Raw genomic sequence first — 16411 nt, forward strand, 5'->3', positions numbered from 1 at the left:
CCATTCATGATTGAATAGAGAGGAGCAATTCTGATGCAACCACAACGGGAACGAGTGAAACTGGGCAAAGATCGCAATTGGTGGCGTTTGCTGCCAGTGCTTGGGGCGCTGGGCTTAATTGGCTTCATGCTGGTGCTCACATTCATGCCAAGTAGGCTTGATGATGCCAACCTTGAACCAAGCGTCGTGGCCTTGCTTGGCTCGCCAACGCCAAGTATTCAGCCAAGCCCGACCTTGATTGCTGCGCCGTTTCCTGCGTGGCAACCAGAGAAATCAGCGCCGCCAATCCAAGTTTTGCCAGCAGACCCAGGCGAGGTTCGTTTAGCGACGATTGAACCGGCATTCACCAGCGTTCCAACCAAGGATCTGCATGATGCCGAGTTGTTGCCAACGATCGTGCCCATCATTGAACAACCAACCACGATGATTCCAGCAGCAACGATTGTGCTTCAAACGCCCACGACGCTGCCAACGTTAACTGCGCAACCTACGCCTGTTGGCCAAATTCATAGCTATGCAATTATTGTGCGTGCTGATACAGCACAATATCAATTGGTACTGCTTGAGGCCACAGACTTTGTGCCAATTGCGACCGTCGATGAGTATGCAGCAAGCTTTATGGCGCTGTTGCCTGAGCAACAAACTTTGCTGTTGCCGCGCAACCAAAACTTAGTTGCAATTGATCTCAAAACGGGCCAGCCACGTTGGAGTATGCAATTATTGCCTAAAAAACCGTATGATCGTAAAAGTAGGCTGACGATCGACAATACTGGTAGCGGGGTCTATGTGCTTGATCAAAGTAGCGATGATGCACGTTGGACGTGGAGCCATCTCGCGATTCAGGATGGTCAACTACTGGACGGTCCAAGCTCATTGCCCCTTCCAGGCCATAGCCATACCATGACCAGCGATGGCAAGATTTGGGGTATCGACGATGATCAACTGTTTCAATTTGACCCCAGAACCATGACAAAACGTGATTTTGGTGCACTTAGGATTAATTCCATTACTGGTGATGGCACGCAACCATTCTTGGGTGTGTTTCGGGCTTCAACCAGTGTGAGCCTGATCGATTGGGCAAGTGGCAACGAGCAGCAAGTAGCATTAAATCCGCCGTTTCATGGCAATCTATTTAGCGCCACGTTCTCGAATGACCAACAAACCTTGGTGGTTGAGAGCATTGTGAGCAGTGATGATCCACGTGCTGATGATGTTTATCTTAGTTCGGTCTACAACCTGCAAACTGGGCAATTGCTTGGGATTAGCGAAGTTGCCAATCTTAGCTCAATCTACCCTGGCATAACCGCTGATCAATGGTTAATCTCTAGCTCCGATTGGGAGCGTGAGCAACGGTTGGTGAGCCGATGGAATGTCGCAACCAATAGCTTGACTGAGGTTGTTCCGGCTTCAGTTTGGGGCGATCATGGCATTGTATGGCTGGGTGATCTAGCAGGCCCAGCGATTAATCTGCCAAATAGCGACTATCAAGCGGCGGTTACGCCATTACCAACCATAGTGCCAATGTATGATCAGCCGAATTTGCCAACGATTCAGCCCCCAAGCATTGAGCCAGTGGCAATTTTTGGCGATCGACTTGGCACGGATTTGCGCTTGCAACGGCTATCGTCTGATCAAACGCTTGACGTTCTGGTTGAGGAAGGCGCTAAGCTGTTTGAGCGTTATAATCAGCCGCCCTTAGTGCTGCACCATCCCAAATCAAAAACATGGCAATTGGTTGATCTGGTGAGCCAGCAAACGGTCGAATGGGAATTTGAAAAGATTTTGAGCGACGAAAGTTTTATCAACAGCATCCTTGCGCCAAATTATCAAAGCATGGTGGCGCTGGTGGGCCAAGATCTGCGCAGCAACGATCAATTTACTGGGGCAAGCCAACTGCTGCAAATTAATACCCAAACTGGCGCATGGAATGTGCTCGCCGATTCACGCAGCTGGCCAGAATTGAAATGGTCTACGCCGCTTGCTTGGCAAGGCGATAGCATCTATTTTCTGCAAGCCAGCAAAAACCCCCAACTGCTCTGGCGGGTGCAGCTTGGGCCGCCATTTCAAGCAGAAAAAATCGCTGAAATTCCAGCAATTGTGGCCAACATTCCTGATGTGAGCAGTGCGATTCTGGCCCGCGTATATGTTTCGCCCAACCAACGTTGGCTAATCTACCCGCTGGCTACTGCCAATAAAACCATGGTGCTGCGGGTGCTTGATTTGGTTAAGCAGCAAAGCCACGATATTGCGCTGCCCTTGATGCCCTTAGCAGCCGATGATCTCAGTTTTTCGCCCGAAGGCAATAGCTTTGCTTTTATGTTGCCAACAGCTGAGGGGAGGAGTGCTCCGGCCTTATACCAGTTTGAGCAGCAACGCTGGTATCAACTAGATTCAGGCGAGTATTTCGAGAGTGGCGAAAGCCCATTTTTATGGTCGCCTGATGGGCATTGGTTGTTGCTGGATTTTGCAACTATTAGCCGCGAACAACGGCTCGGCGTTTATAACGCCCAACAGCCAAGCCTCGTATTTAGTACACAGCGCGATCCCCTCAAAGAACCAGTCGCCTTGTATAACGATGGCAAAACGCTGCTCGCCCAACATTTGTGGCAACCAAGCCTTGAGCAACTCAGCTGGAATGGCCAAGCATTGCAGATTGATTGGCGTATTAGCGAGGATGTTGGCCTTTCCGAAGAGATTTATTATGTGTATCCCCGTTGATTGAGTACCGGTGTTGGTGGCGAGAGTTCAGGGGTCGGGGATCAGGGATTAAGTATGAAGCCAAGAGCTAAAAGCCGATAGCCAATCAGGTTTGAAGAGAGAGGAGTAATGCTGATGCAACCACAACGAGAACGGGTAAAACTAAGTAGGGATCGCAATTGGTGGCGGGTGCTGCCGGTGGTAGGTGCGCTGGGCTTAATTGGCTTGATGCTGGTGCTCACATTCATGCCAAATAGGCTTGATGAAGCCCATATTGCAGTGAGTGCGGTGGCCTTGCTTAGCTCGCCAACGCCAAGCATGCAGGCTATCCCGACTATGGCTGATTCACCATTTCCAACAACGTTGCTGAGCGAGCTACCGCCAAGCAGCGATTTGCCTGTGCGGCCAGAGTTGAGTGTACAACCTTCAGTCCTAGCTTTGACAGTTGATCCAAACAGCATGCCAAATGATCCAATGCTGTTGCCAACAGTTGTGCCCGTAATTGATTTTCCGACAGCAACTATGCCACCGCCAGCCAGCGCAACTGTGCCCGTGGTAGCGCAAAGCCCCACTCCCATCCCAACCTCAACCTCATTGCCTATGGTAGCTGAAGTCGTGCATAGCTATGCGCTGATTCATAGTACGCCGAATCAATCTCAATTAGTCCGTATTGAGGCGGATCAATTGATCCCGATTGTTACTGCTGATAAATCTGCCAGACCCTTGACGCTGCTGCTGCCCAAACAACAAACCTTGTTCATTCCGCGTAATCAAACCTTGCTTGCAATTGATCTTCTTACTGGGCAACCACGTTGGACATATGAATTATTGGAAAAAACAATTAATTCCTCTAGCAAAAGCCTCATCCTTGATCAGGCTGGAACGGGTATCTACCTAGTGTATCGTAACAATCAAGATCGACATTGGCAATGGAGGCATTTGGCGATTCACGATGGTAAAACCCTCACTGCACCAAAACAGCTGAACTTATCCCTCGGTCCATTCAACATAACAAGTGATGGCAAAATTTGGAAGGTTGAAAAAGGAACGCTCGTTCAGTTTGATCCATTGACTACAACCAAACGGAGTTTCGGTTTAGTCAAGCATCCTCAAATTATTGGTAATGGCCACCACCCGCTTTTAGCGGTATTGCGGACTTCAACCACGTTGAGCCTGATCGATTGGGCGACTGGCAATGAGCGGCAGGTGCCATTAAATCCGCCGTTTCAGGGAGGGATGACGCAGGCCAGCTTTTCAGACGATCAACGTATTTTGCTTGTTAGAAGCATTGTGCCCAATAGCAATGAGCTTGCTAAGCGCGATTCCCTGCTTTCGGCCTATAATCTGGATAATGGCACCTTAATTGCGACTAGAAATATTGGTGCTGCTTCCTTGTTCTACCCAACCTTGATCGCTGATCAATGGATGATTGAGCAACTTGATGCTCATAGCGAACAATCGAGATTGCTGCGTTGGAATGTGGCAACTAATCAAGTGATCGAAGTCGTTGGGCCAGTAATTTGGAGTAAGGTTAGGGCTGCGTGGATGGGCGAATTTACTGGGGCACCGATTAATCCAGTGAGCATAGAGCTTCAGACAGCAGTTACCCCACGGCCCCTTGAGGTGTCGTATGATCGCTCATCACCGTTGCCCACAATTGAGCCGCCAAGCACCCAGCCAATTGTCCTTCTTAGCGAGCGACTAGGTGGGGGGGAAACATTGCAACGCTTCAATACGGATCAATCACTTGAGGTGCTTTTAGAGGATTTTAGGTATGAGTTTCCTCGCTACAATCAACCACCTCTCTTGCTGCAACGTCCTACATCAGATACATGGCGTTTGGTCGATGGCGCAACGCTACAAACAGTAGTTTGGCAATTTGAGGCTCCGATCAATGCAGAAACGTATATCCCGATCATTCTTGACCCAACTTATCAAAGCATGGTGGCGGTGGTGCACAAAGATCTGCGCAAAGACGACCAATTTACTGAGCCAACCCAATTAGTGCAAATCAATACTCAAACAGGCGCATGGAATGTGCTGGCCGATTCGCACACATGGCAACATTTAATCGGGTCTGCACCAATCGCATGGTATGGTGATACAGTTTATTTTAATCAATGGAACGAAGGAAAATCAATTAGGCTTTGGCGGGCACAACTCGGGCCTCCATTTCAAGCAGAAAAAATTGCTGAAATCCCAGCAATTGTGGCCAACATTCCTGATGTAGACAGTGCGCTTCAGGCTAAAGTGTATGTCTCGCCTAATCAACGTTGGTTGCTGTATCCCCTTGCAGCTGCTAATAAAACAATGGTATTGCGCGCGCTCGATGTAGTTAATCAACGCAGTCATGATATTGCTTTGCCCTTGATGGATATTAATGAGCTAAGCTTTTCGCCTGATGGCAATAGTTTTGCTTTTATGCTGCCAACAGCTGATCGAGCAGCCGAGTATCCCGCGTTATACCAGCTTGAGCAGCAACGCTGGTATCAGCTCGATCTTAGTAGTAACGGTTATAAGCACAAGTTACCGTTTTTGTGGTCGCCTGATGGACACTGGTTGTTGGTCAAACTTAGTACCAAGAGCCAAGAAACCCTGATGGCTGTCTATGATGCTCAACAACCAAGCCAGGTCTTTCGTACAGAGCTGGCTTTTCGCACCCAGCCATTGGCCTTGGATAACGATGGTAAAACATTGCTCGTTACCCATTTCTTGCAACCAAACCTTGAGCAGCGTACTTGGAACGGCCAAGCATGGCAGAGTGATTGGCGCATTGATTCCCCAATTAGCAATCCTGAAGCAATTTCTTATCTTTATCCCCGTTAGGCACATATGCTATTGATCCTGCCAACCCGACTCCTCCTAAATGCGAAAGTCGGGTTGGTATGGGCGTAGCGTTAAAATCGTTTGTTTGTGGCCCTGCATTGCGTGGCTCAGCTTGGCATCAGTTTGCTATCATTGTGCAACCCATGCTGCTTGCGCTAGGCTGGATCATACTATTCCCCATGATCAAACACGAGTGAGAGGGTTTGCTGATGGACGATCGTTCTGCCGCCAAGGCTCGCAATGGACTGCGCCGTTGGTGGGTTTGGCTGCTAAGCGGCGCACTGATTGGGCTTGGCGTACTTGTCGGGTTGCTGTTTGGTTTAAGCCCTGTTGATCAAGCCCAACCTAGCCCTACCAACCAGCCAACAGCCGTGGCGCTTGCCGCCTCGCCCAGCCCCAAACCAAGCGCGACTGCCACGATTGTGCTGTTTCCAAGCACAACACCCATGGCAACCCTTGCAACACAAGCTCGCACAGCGCTGCCAATCAACCAATTTGGCCCGCTAGCTACGCTCGACCCCGAGTTGATTAAGCCCGAACCAACTAAGCCAGCTGCTGTTCCGCTGGCGGTGGCAACCCGTGATATGTTTGCCAATGCTTCGCCATTACCAACTGTAACCGCAATTCCCGAGCCTGCGCTTGAGCGCCATATCTATCTGATCAATCGCGATACTGCTGGCTCGCAGGTGTATTTGAACCGTGCTGATCCCAATCAGTTAGTGCCAATTGCTGCGATTGATGCCAATAGCGAGGGCTTGGTTGCGATTTTGCCAGCCCAGCAAACCTTGCTGATTCCCCGCAATCGGCAACTGATTGCAATCGATTTGCTGAGCAAGCGTGAGCACTGGCGCTCCTCATTAGCCCCCACATTGGGCGGCATGTTGGCGCTTGATCAAGCCAAAACTGGCATTTATGTGCTTGAGCAAGGCGAACAGCATAATCTTTGGCACTTAAGTTATTTGGCCTTGGCTGATGGTCGGGAGTTGGCGCCAAGTAACGATTTTCAGTTTGTACCTGATAGTGCGCCAGTGGTGACTGCTACTGGCCAGATTTGGTTTGTCCAGCAGCGCGAACTCTATCGTTTAGACCCAGCAACCAACATTCAGACCCGCTTTGGCATGAGCTACAACAACCAGCTTATGGGCAATGGTCAACAAACCGAATTGGCTATTTTTCGCGCAAGCAACGAGCTTGGTTTGATCAATTGGGCAACTGGGGCCGAGCGCAGCGTGCGTTTAAAGCAGCCGATCAAGGGCGTGATTTTCAATAGCAGCTTGGCGCTTGATCAAACCATGCTGCTGGTTGGCAGTGATCCGAATGAACAGGCAGTCGATATTGATCAACAGCGGAACTACTATTCAGTCTATCGATTGACCGATGGCGAACTGCAAACACAGCGCTTTCAGAATTCATCTACCCTATTTTACCCAGCAAGCATTGCTGACCAATGGCTTGAAGCGCCGACCAGCGTAGAATTGCTTTTTTACCACTCGTTGGTATATCGCTGGAATAGCTCAACCGCCACAACTGAGAGTTTCGTAGCTCCGATTGAAGCGCATACCCAACAGATTTATTGGCTGGGCGAAGTTGTTGGGTCGGCAGTTGCGCCTTTAGGCCCAGAGTTTCACGCAATAGTCGACCCAACGCCCACGCCACATTAGTTGCTTGACTCTTTGGCACCGCCTGCGCCGCTTGCGCCGCCAACCAATTCGCCCAATTCGCGTTAACCGATGCTGAATGGGAGCTTGCTTGGTGCATCTAACTCGAACCCACGCCTAGCAGCAGGGTGAGCTATATGTATTCCAGCTAACACAGTGAGTAATAGTGCATATATTGAGAGGATTGCAGATGGAAAAGCATTCGCAGCGTGCCAAAATTGGTCGTTCATGGCGCAAATGGTCTTTGCTGATCGTGATCGCAGGCCTTGGTTTATTGATCACGCTGATTGTGGTGGCCCAAACCACCGCGCCATTAGTCTCGAACCCTACCCTAACGGCGCTTGCTGGTGGGCGTTGGCAAGCGCTCGATTCGCAAGCGCAGCTGACCACTACGCCGATTCAGCCAATTCCGCTTATTATGGCAACTGTGCCGAACATGAGCGAAGCTGCATCTGTGCCCGCAACGATCCTGCCAACCCTAACCAGCGTGCCAACCTTGGCGGTTGCAACTCCAGCGGCTGAAGATATGCAGCCTGATGATCTGGACTATCTTCAGACTGCGACAGCTCTCGCCTTAAAGCCAACTCCTCTGCCAACCAGTGTGCCTGCTACGCCTCAATTTATTGGCTTAATCAGCGCGGTGATGAATGGTGAGGGCGATATGGTGCAACAAATTGATACCAATCGTCAAGCCTATCTGGTGGCAGAGCATGTGGTTATAACTGTGCAGCGCTATGATCAGCCACCAGTCTTGTTGCAACAGTCTGAGCCAAATAGCATGCAGCTTACCGATTCGCTCAATGCCCAATGGTTTCAATGGCAGTTTGCCAAGCCTGTGGATGTGCGCGATTTTGAGCTTGTGCTCAGCAGCAATCAGCAGCAACTTTTGATTAAAACCCAACAAGACCTCTTTGCAACTGATCGATTTATTGGCTCAATTCAAGTAGCGACGCTCAACATACAAACTGGTGAATTGCAGGTTGTGGCTGATTCGTTGGCCTGGCCAGAGTTAAAATGGGCACGCTTGCTTGCCTGGCAAGGCGATCATGCCTATTTTTTCAACGAGCAACGCAAAACCAGAGATCTGTGGCGCTTACAGGTGGCACCTGAACTTCAGGCCGAAAAAATGCTTGAGATACCATTGGCCGTTGGCTTTGATGCTGCAACCGATACCCATTATGCTGGTGAGGTGCTGGTAGCGCCCAATCAACGCTGGTTGCTCTATTCATTACCCCATCCAAATGGCATGCTGTTGCGGGTCGTTGATTTAACGACCGAGCAGTTTGTTGAGCTTGAAATGCCCCTCCTCGGTCTGGATCAAATTAGTTTTGCGCCTGATGGCGAGAGTTTTGCAGTGATGCTGCCCGCAGCCCAGAGCACCCAAGTCTATCCTGCGCTCTATCATTTAGCCAGCCAGCGCTGGTTTCGTTTGGCTGCCAATCAGGAATATGCAATGCGCTTTGAGTGGTCTGCTAATGCTGATTGGTTGCTGTATCGAACGCCAGCAAATCAGCTGAATATTTACAATACCCGCCAACCAAGTTTAACGATTAGCGGCTATTTTGTTGATTCAGGTAGCGATTCGGGCTATCCACTCGCCCTGCTCAACGATGGCAAAACTATCTTGATCGATCATTATGAAAGTGATCGGCTTGAGCAATATCGCTGGAATGATCAAGCTTGGCAGTTAGAATGGCGAATCAAGGATGCCCCGATCAACCAGCTTAATCTTTTATTTGTGTATCCTCGCTAAGCAAATTCTACAGAGTTTGCTATGCTTGTTGGAAGGTTCGATAGTGTGCTCAAACAAGGGCAACCATGAGAGGTATTGATAATGGAAGAGCATTCGCAGCGCGCCAAAATTGGTGGTTCAGGTCGGCGCTGGCAAAGCTTGCCAGTGATGGCAGGGGTTGGTTTATTAATCGCCATGATTTTGGCGGCCCAAACCCCAGCGCCACCAGCGCCCGTGCCAACTGCCACGGTGGTTGCTGAAGCAATTGTAACCCCGAGTATTGCAACCCAGCCGCAACCGAGCCAGCCGCTTCCCGCCAGCAAGACGCTTGATCTGGGCGAGCAGCAACTCGTGTTGGTTGGGAGTGGGTCTGAGCTTACGATCTGGGATGGCGTTAATCAGCCAGAAATGCGAGGCAGGCTTGGAGATTGGGATGTGACAATCACCATCGATCGTGAGCGGGAAGTGCTGTTGAGTCGCAATTATGTTTGGCTGGAAGCCCGTTCGCTGCGTGATGATCGGCGTTTGTGGCAATTGCCAATTTATAGCCAACAAGCCCAACGTGAAACCACAATTTTGGATGTGGTTCGCGATCCGTTTATGAATGTAGTTTGGTTGCTTGAAAAGCAGGCCACCAATGATCCGTTTCAGCCTGCGACGGTGCGGTTGCGCGGGCTTGATAGCCAGAGTGGCCTAGAATTGCGCCAATATCAAGCGCCATTGCTGCGCCAACAACCAAAAATATTGCCAACCGCTGTTGGCCCATGGCTTTTGGCCGATGGCCAATTGTTTGGCTTTGATGCGGCCAGTGAAGGCTTTGCCGAACCATGGTTTAGCCAACTTGAGTTTGCTGCGGTGGCAGCCGATGGGCAGCGGGCCTTGGTTTTTGGTTCGGGCATGGTCAGCGAAATCGATTTGCTCAAGCGCCAAACGCTCAACCAAACTGAATTTTCACATCTACCCCGCGCCAATAGTATTCAGGAAATGCTGGTTTCGCCCGACCTCAACTACGTGGTCGCGGTTGTTAACAGCTCCGATAATTCAAGCATGAATTTGATCCAGCGTATTTTCGCCTACGATCGGGCTGGCAATGGGCTTGGCTTTTGGCAACGCCACTTAGTCTATGAAAGAACCCATACCAGTAGCTACGATATTAGTCAGTTGATTCGCTTTCTCGATGATCAACGTCTCATTCTGCTCAATCGCACTGGTAGCTTCGAAACGATTGATCTATCAACCAACCAAACCCAAATTACTGAACTGGCCCATCAACCTGAAGCAGTTCAGCCAGAATATAGCAGTTTTGCCCTCATTCCTAAGTTAACTCTCTTGCCCAGCGTCAATACTCCCCGCTTAGAACCCATACGGGTAACGCTGCTAGAGAATGCCCCGCTTGCTGCATCAGTCGCCGATCAACCCTTGGCCTTGGTCAATAATGGCAGCGAGATCAAGCAACTTTGGGCTGAAGATGTGCGTGGCGTCGTGCAACAAGCAAATAGCTATAGCATTGTACGGCAGAATGCTCCACCATTGCTGATCGAGCATGCAGAGCAAGCCTTGCAGATTTTTGACCCAACCACCCAAACCACAATGACGCTTGAGTTAGAGCCAGCAGAAGCCAAAAGTTTAAGTGATTTTGCGGGAGTCAGCGCGCCAGATAATCAAAGTGTGGTGCTCTGCTACAGCTATCATTTCGATGAGAGCGCCAATTCACGGGTTAATCGTTGCCTGGCTGTTGATCTCCAAACTGGCTATAAAAGGGTTTTTGCTGCATTGCCCGCAGCAACCTACTTAACGCCTATCTATTTGTATGGGCAGCAGGTGACGATTGTGGGTCGTACTTCAAACTCTGGTGATGACCGCTACTTGGTGTGGCAAACCACATTTAATGAGCCAGCCGAAGGCACAAATTTGCTCGATTCGACTGATGTGGAGCAGCTTTGGTATACGGTTGGCTCGCCAACAGTCGTCTATCAAAATCACAAAGATCAGCTCTACAGCTATTCAACCCTGCACGGGATTGCGCATTTGCTTATGCCAACCAGTGCCAGCAAAGCCCTTGAAATTGAGATAGCGCCCGCTGGCCAGACGATTATGCTGTTTGAGCGAACCTATCCCTTGCGCTATGGCACGCTGATGCTGTTCGATAGTGCAACGGGCTTAGAATTGCTGCGCCGGCCGCAAACTAAGAGTTTTCGAGGTACGTGGTCGGGCGATAGTCAATCCTACTTGCTTGCCGAGAATCAAATGATTAATTCTCGCTTGGATACGCTGAGCCGCAACGGCCAAATTGGTCATTCGCTGCTCGTGGCTGATTTGTTCAATTTGACCAAAAGCGATTGGTTTGGCGAGCGCTTAATCTTGGATACGCTCAATGAATTGTATGTTTTAGAGCGTATCAATCAACACTGGTTGCCGTTGGCCAAAGTTGCTGATTTAGAGTCAATTTATTCATCACGATCATCAACTGTTGAATATGTGTATCCGCAACCATAGGACCAGCAAGGGAGAAGGCTATGCAAAAAGTATATCGAATGGTTTTGCTCGGCTTGGTGGTTGGGTTGTTGTGCAATTGCCAAGCGCAACAGCCCACACCAACCGCCGTTAGCCAAGCCACGCCAACCGCGCCGTCTGCTGCTCAAGCTCGCCCAACCCTGCCAATTGCCACCCCAACCCAAGCCTTGAGTGTGCCAGCCAATGAACGAGTGTTGGTGAAGATAACTCGGCTTGGAACTCAGCTTGATAAGCATTATGCATGGCTAACCACAACTGGTACATTAACGGCCCAACGTTTGTATGAACCATGGCTGGTTGCTGCGATTCCAAACACCTCAACGATGATTTGCTTTAAGTATGAAACACTGTGTTTGTTTGATCTTGAAGAGAATAAGATCGTGTGGGAGGTGGCCGCGCCCGATTTCTTTGGCTCGCTTGATCCATTCGTTACTCTTGATCAGGATGCTCAAGGAATCTACATTGTGTATGGACGGCGTGGCAAAATACTTGATCTGCCGATGGGTTGGCTTCATGTGCGATTAAGTGACGGGATTGTTTTAGAGCAAACAATCCTCACAAAAGTTTCGACAATTAGATCAGGCTGGCTTAGCGCAACTGGCGATTTTTGGTTTCAACCGCACAATAGTGATCAGCTTTGGCTGTATGCACCACGCAACCACAACTTAACCTTTGCCAGCGTTGAAGGTTTAGTCACATCGAGCCAACAACGACTCTTTGTGCTCGCCAATCACCAAACCGTAATTGAGTTGAATGCGCTTGATGGCTTACTAATTCGAAGTATTGAGCTTTCACCAGCGTTAGCGCTCGATCCTCTTAATATTATGGTTGCACCCAACCTCGATCAAGTTGCGTTTGGGTATGGGTATCCGCCACATAATCATTGGCAAATCTATAGCCTCAAAACAGGTCAATTACTCGAAGACTATCATTCTGAGCTAGGGATTAACCTCGTTCCTAGCTATCAAGCTGGCTATTGGTATACCTATGAAACACAAAGCACAATGGCCAACTTTGTTGAGCTATGGCATCCTGCTACGCAGCAGCATACATTGCTCGATCTGCACCAACAATTTGGTGAAGGTATTGGAAGATTATGGCTTTGGCCTGAGTAAGTTATGCGGTGTTACGATCATGCTAGCCAAACATGGCAGCTGCTTGATCAACAACCAAGTGGGCCAATGATAACCACCACTCCAATTGTCGGTTGGTCGGCTGCTGGCACGCGCTTGTGGTGGCAACGCAGTGTGCAGCAGCCCTTGCTCAGCAAGCAATATCGGGTTTATGCCGCCGCAACTGGCGCCTTGGAATGGACTGATGAGTTGCCATTGCATAATCATGCGGTTGTTAGCGCCGATGCTGAAACGCTGGTATTGGTTGGGGTTGCTGGCAATTTGATTCAGCAGTGGGTGCATGGCCAAATTACTGCCCAGTTTCCGCTGCCAGCTGAACTATTGAGCCAGCGCGCAGTGACGGCATTTGGGCGCTAAAAACCAAAAGCTCCAGCTTAGCCTAAGCCAAGCTGGAGCTTTGAAGTTAATCGTTATTTGGTGACGGCTGGCAGATACACGCCAACGCCACGGCATTGATTGGTTTCAGTAATCAAACTGATGTCGTCAATGCTAAAGCGAATGATCTCCGCAGTCGAATTATTGACTGAATCGAAGCGCAAGACATGCGCGCCTGATTCAAGGTCGGTCAATGGAATCGTTACTTTGGCATAGCCATTGTCGTATTCGGTGTTTGCATCGGTGACACGGAACACTTCTTCACCATCAATGGTAAGCTTGACGTAATCTTGCGTGCCACGGCCATTATGCTCATAGATCGAAAGATAGAATTCAAGCGTTGCATCGCTCGCGGTTGAGGTGAAGGTTTGCTCTGCAAACGCGGTTTCGGTGCTGCCAGCGCGTGCACCAAAGCGCAACCAGCTATTGCCTGTGCGTGGCTCGCCAGCACAGCCAGGCAAGAAACACAATGGTGGTGAAACGTCGCCAAACGAGCTTGAGAAGGCTTCCCAGCCCTCGCCGCGCTCAAAGCCACCATCAATCACGCTTTGGCCAGCGGTTTCAACTTCAACATTGAACACTTGGCTGGCGGTGCGATTGCCGCTGTCGCGGACGGTTACGGTAATTGGGTAACTGCCAACTTCGGTGGCACAAGCACAATTGACCGTCGCTTTTAAGATCCCTGCTTGGTTGGCGATGTTGACGTTCAAGCCTGCTGGGGCGCCAGCAACGCTCACGGCCAACGAACCAGCCAAATCAATATCATCAGAGGCCGTGCCAATGACAGCACTGCTGATTTTGCCTTGTTGGGCCAAAACATCGCTGGTTACGAACAAGCTTGGAGCTGCTGGAGTTACTGCGCCGCTACAGCTGTAGATTGCGAAATCGTCAATTGACCAAGTGACCGAGCGGCTTGGGGTTGGGTTGTCGCCAAGCGCCACTTTGAAGCGGAAGCGTACTGATTGGCCAGCCAAACTTGAGAGATTTAAGCGGCTAGCGGTGTAGCCATTGCTGTTGCCAACATAGGCTTGCTCGCCTGCAAATTCGCCGCCTTCAGCGATGTTGTTTGGCCCGTTGTAGCTAAACAAGCCTGCTGCTGATTGCCAGCTGTTGCCGTTGTTGGTGCTATATTCAACTACGCCTGCATCGATTGGGGCATAGAAATCGTAGGCATGGCGGAAGTAGGCAAAGCCATTGGCTGGAACCGTCACAGCTGCATTTTGGCTGAAGGCCGATTCTTCAACATCTTGGTTTACACCATACACGCCATTGTAGTTGGTTGCCGAACCACTGCCGCTGGTTGCATAGGCGCCAACAATTTGGGCTGGATTGGTCGTCCAGCTTTCGTTGCTACCGCTCAAGGCGCTTGAAGTCCATTTGGTGTTTGGCAAGGCTTCAAAATCATCGGCGAAAACATTAACTTGGGTTTGGCCAGGGCTACATGCCTTGATGTCAGGTGCTGGCGCGTTGGTTGGCTGTAAATCCATTTCGGTGGCCAAAATGGTCTTATTAACTTCAGCACAATCAGCTGCCGTAATCCCATGATTGCCAGTCAGGCTGCTACACGCTTGGCGCAAGGCCGACGCTAAATCAGCATAGTCGCTGCCCGAAGTCAACGAGCTAATTTGGGTTTCATAGAATAAATGGGCAGTTTTGGTGATACCAATCGAGTTGATCGTTTGGCCGTTGAAGCTGTCGCCATCGGTCAACAGATAGGCAGCCTTGTTGGCAATCCCGCTGTTGGTGTGCACGCCACCATTATCAGCCAAACTTGCGTCAAGCACATACAATGGGCTGAGCATGCTATCAGGCTGGCCGCCTTGCGGTGGGTCTTGCATATCACGCAAGCCGCCCAAATCTTCGCCCATAATCCAACGAGTACTTGCATCATCGTCGGCGCTACCATTGGTTTGATCCATGAATTCGCCGAAGATATCCGACATAGCTTCGTTGATTGCGCCTGATTGGAAGTAGTAGAACAGGTTTGAGGTATATTCGGTTACGCCGTGCGACAATTCGTGGGCAACCACGTCGTCGGCAGCAGCAAAACCTTCACCATAGGTCATTTGGCGGCCATTCCAGAAGGCGTTGCCATAAGGACAGCCAGCGCCAGGTGGGCAGTGCTTGACCAATGAAATCAAGCTCATACCGTTGTTGTCGATGCTGTTGCGGCCAAAGAACAAGTTGAAGAAGTCGTAGGTATCGCCCGAATAATCATAGGCGGCATCAATATCTGCATCGCCACTGGCAGCTGAGTTTTCAACCCGCACATATTCGCTGGCTTCATCACAGTTGTTATTGGGCGTGTTGTCGTTATCAACCACGTTGTCGTCGTCGCAGACGAAGCGATTTTTGGCATAGCCAATTTGGTTGAAGGCTAAGCTAATCTCGCCCGACTGGGCATTGACAAACACATACTCGCGAATTGGCTCGCTGCTGGTTGATTCAATCGTGACCAACCAAACTAAGCTATTTTTTTGAACGCCAGTGCCACCCAACAAGGCTGGGTTGTAAATTGAAAGCTCGCTTTTGCGCACATTCAAGTTGGCAACGTTGGCATCGTATTTGGCGGCAACATAGTTTTGGGCTGTGCTGTTGGCGGTAGCTTGGCTCAGTTTGGCGCTGGTGCTCAGATTGAGATTTGGCAACACCTCGCCATTCATGCTCAGCAATTCGCCTGCTTGGTTCAATTGCACTTGCAATTCGCCAGCAACCACTGGCACGCCTTGGTAGCGTTGTTGATAACGCACAACTTGGCGACCGTCTTGGGTGGTGGTCGTTTTGACAACTGCTGCATCGCTTGCTTGCGCTAAGCCAAATAAGCTGCCATATTCGGCCAGATAGGCGTTGGCAACATTCAGCGTATCAGCCCGATTCAGGCCGGCTGGCTGATCAAGGGTTGTGCCTGCTGCCGCGCCAATCCAACGCACATAGCCAGTTTGGCTGTGGCGGGCAAGCTTAGCTCCTTGGTTGAGCAAGCGATTGATTGGTGAATTGGTGGTTGGAGTTTGGGCATTGCTTCGGCTCAATGGAAGCATGCTCACCACAATTAATGCTGCTAGCAAACGCAGCACACGCATCGAACGCATAGACCTTCCTTACACACTAAAAACTATTGACATTCAGCATCACGCTATAAGGAGAGTTGCCAGACCCCCCAGATGCTACCTGCTCCTCAATCAGCAGAGTTTCTCCCCGACCCAGATTTGTACCCTCCTCATAGCACTTGATGATCATATTGCAATAGCGTTTGGCGATTATAGCCGATTCTGGGCAAAATGTGCATAGTTCTTATGATAGAGATCTATCGAAAATTGGGCCAATTTTTGAGATTAAGTCGCAACTGGTCTGAATTGGCTGAATGTTAGAGCGATGTAAGAGCTAGTCCAGCCCCGTTGCTAGCTCTTTCGCGGCGTGTTACAATATTCAGCGGCGTGCGGCGAGCACGCCAATCTTATAACTTACCGAGTTAGCAC

At 50.1% G+C, this 16411-nt stretch carries 8 protein-coding genes; 7 read left to right on the forward strand and 1 reads right to left on the reverse strand.

All coding sequences use genetic code 11. The features are described from left to right. The first annotated feature begins 33 nt into the window (after positions 1–33). From SE18_RS00060 to SE18_RS00090, 7 genes are all read left to right on the forward strand, one after another. On the forward strand, positions 34–2718 hold the full coding sequence (locus SE18_RS00060; protein ID WP_054532371.1) for a hypothetical protein: 2685 nt from the start codon (positions 34–36) through the stop codon (positions 2716–2718). 114 nt (positions 2719–2832) lie between these two features. Further along, entirely contained in the window at positions 2833–5523 is a 2691-nt protein-coding gene (locus SE18_RS00065) for a hypothetical protein (RefSeq protein WP_054532372.1), read from the forward strand. Positions 5524–5732: 209 nt separating this feature from the next. Continuing rightward, positions 5733–7184, forward strand: coding sequence for a hypothetical protein (locus SE18_RS00070; RefSeq protein WP_054532373.1), 1452 nt, complete (start codon positions 5733–5735; stop codon positions 7182–7184). Between the two features lie 187 nt (positions 7185–7371). After that, positions 7372–8934 carry a hypothetical protein gene (locus SE18_RS00075; RefSeq protein WP_054532374.1) on the forward strand — a complete coding sequence of 521 codons (1563 nt, stop codon included), beginning with the start codon at positions 7372–7374 and terminating at the stop codon, positions 8932–8934. Positions 8935–9015: 81 nt separating this feature from the next. After that, positions 9016–11409, forward strand: a complete 2394-nt coding sequence (locus tag SE18_RS00080) for a hypothetical protein (protein ID WP_054532375.1) — start codon at positions 9016–9018, stop codon at positions 11407–11409. 20 nt (positions 11410–11429) lie between these two features. Next, positions 11430–12542, forward strand: a complete 1113-nt coding sequence (locus SE18_RS00085; protein WP_054532376.1) for a hypothetical protein — start codon at positions 11430–11432, stop codon at positions 12540–12542. A gap of 3 nt (positions 12543–12545) precedes the next feature. Further along, positions 12546–12917, forward strand: a complete 372-nt coding sequence (locus tag SE18_RS00090; protein ID WP_054532377.1) for a hypothetical protein — start codon at positions 12546–12548, stop codon at positions 12915–12917. A 53-nt stretch (positions 12918–12970) separates the two neighbouring features. Here the strand turns inward: SE18_RS00090 and SE18_RS00095 are convergent, their stop codons facing one another. After that, on the reverse strand, positions 12971–16024 hold the full coding sequence (locus SE18_RS00095) for a M4 family metallopeptidase (protein ID WP_054532378.1): 3054 nt from the start codon (positions 16022–16024) through the stop codon (positions 12971–12973). Between the last annotated feature and the right edge of the window lie 387 nt (positions 16025–16411).

The organism is Herpetosiphon geysericola (assembly GCF_001306135.1).
GTDB lineage: Bacteria > Chloroflexota > Chloroflexia > Chloroflexales > Herpetosiphonaceae > Herpetosiphon > Herpetosiphon geysericola.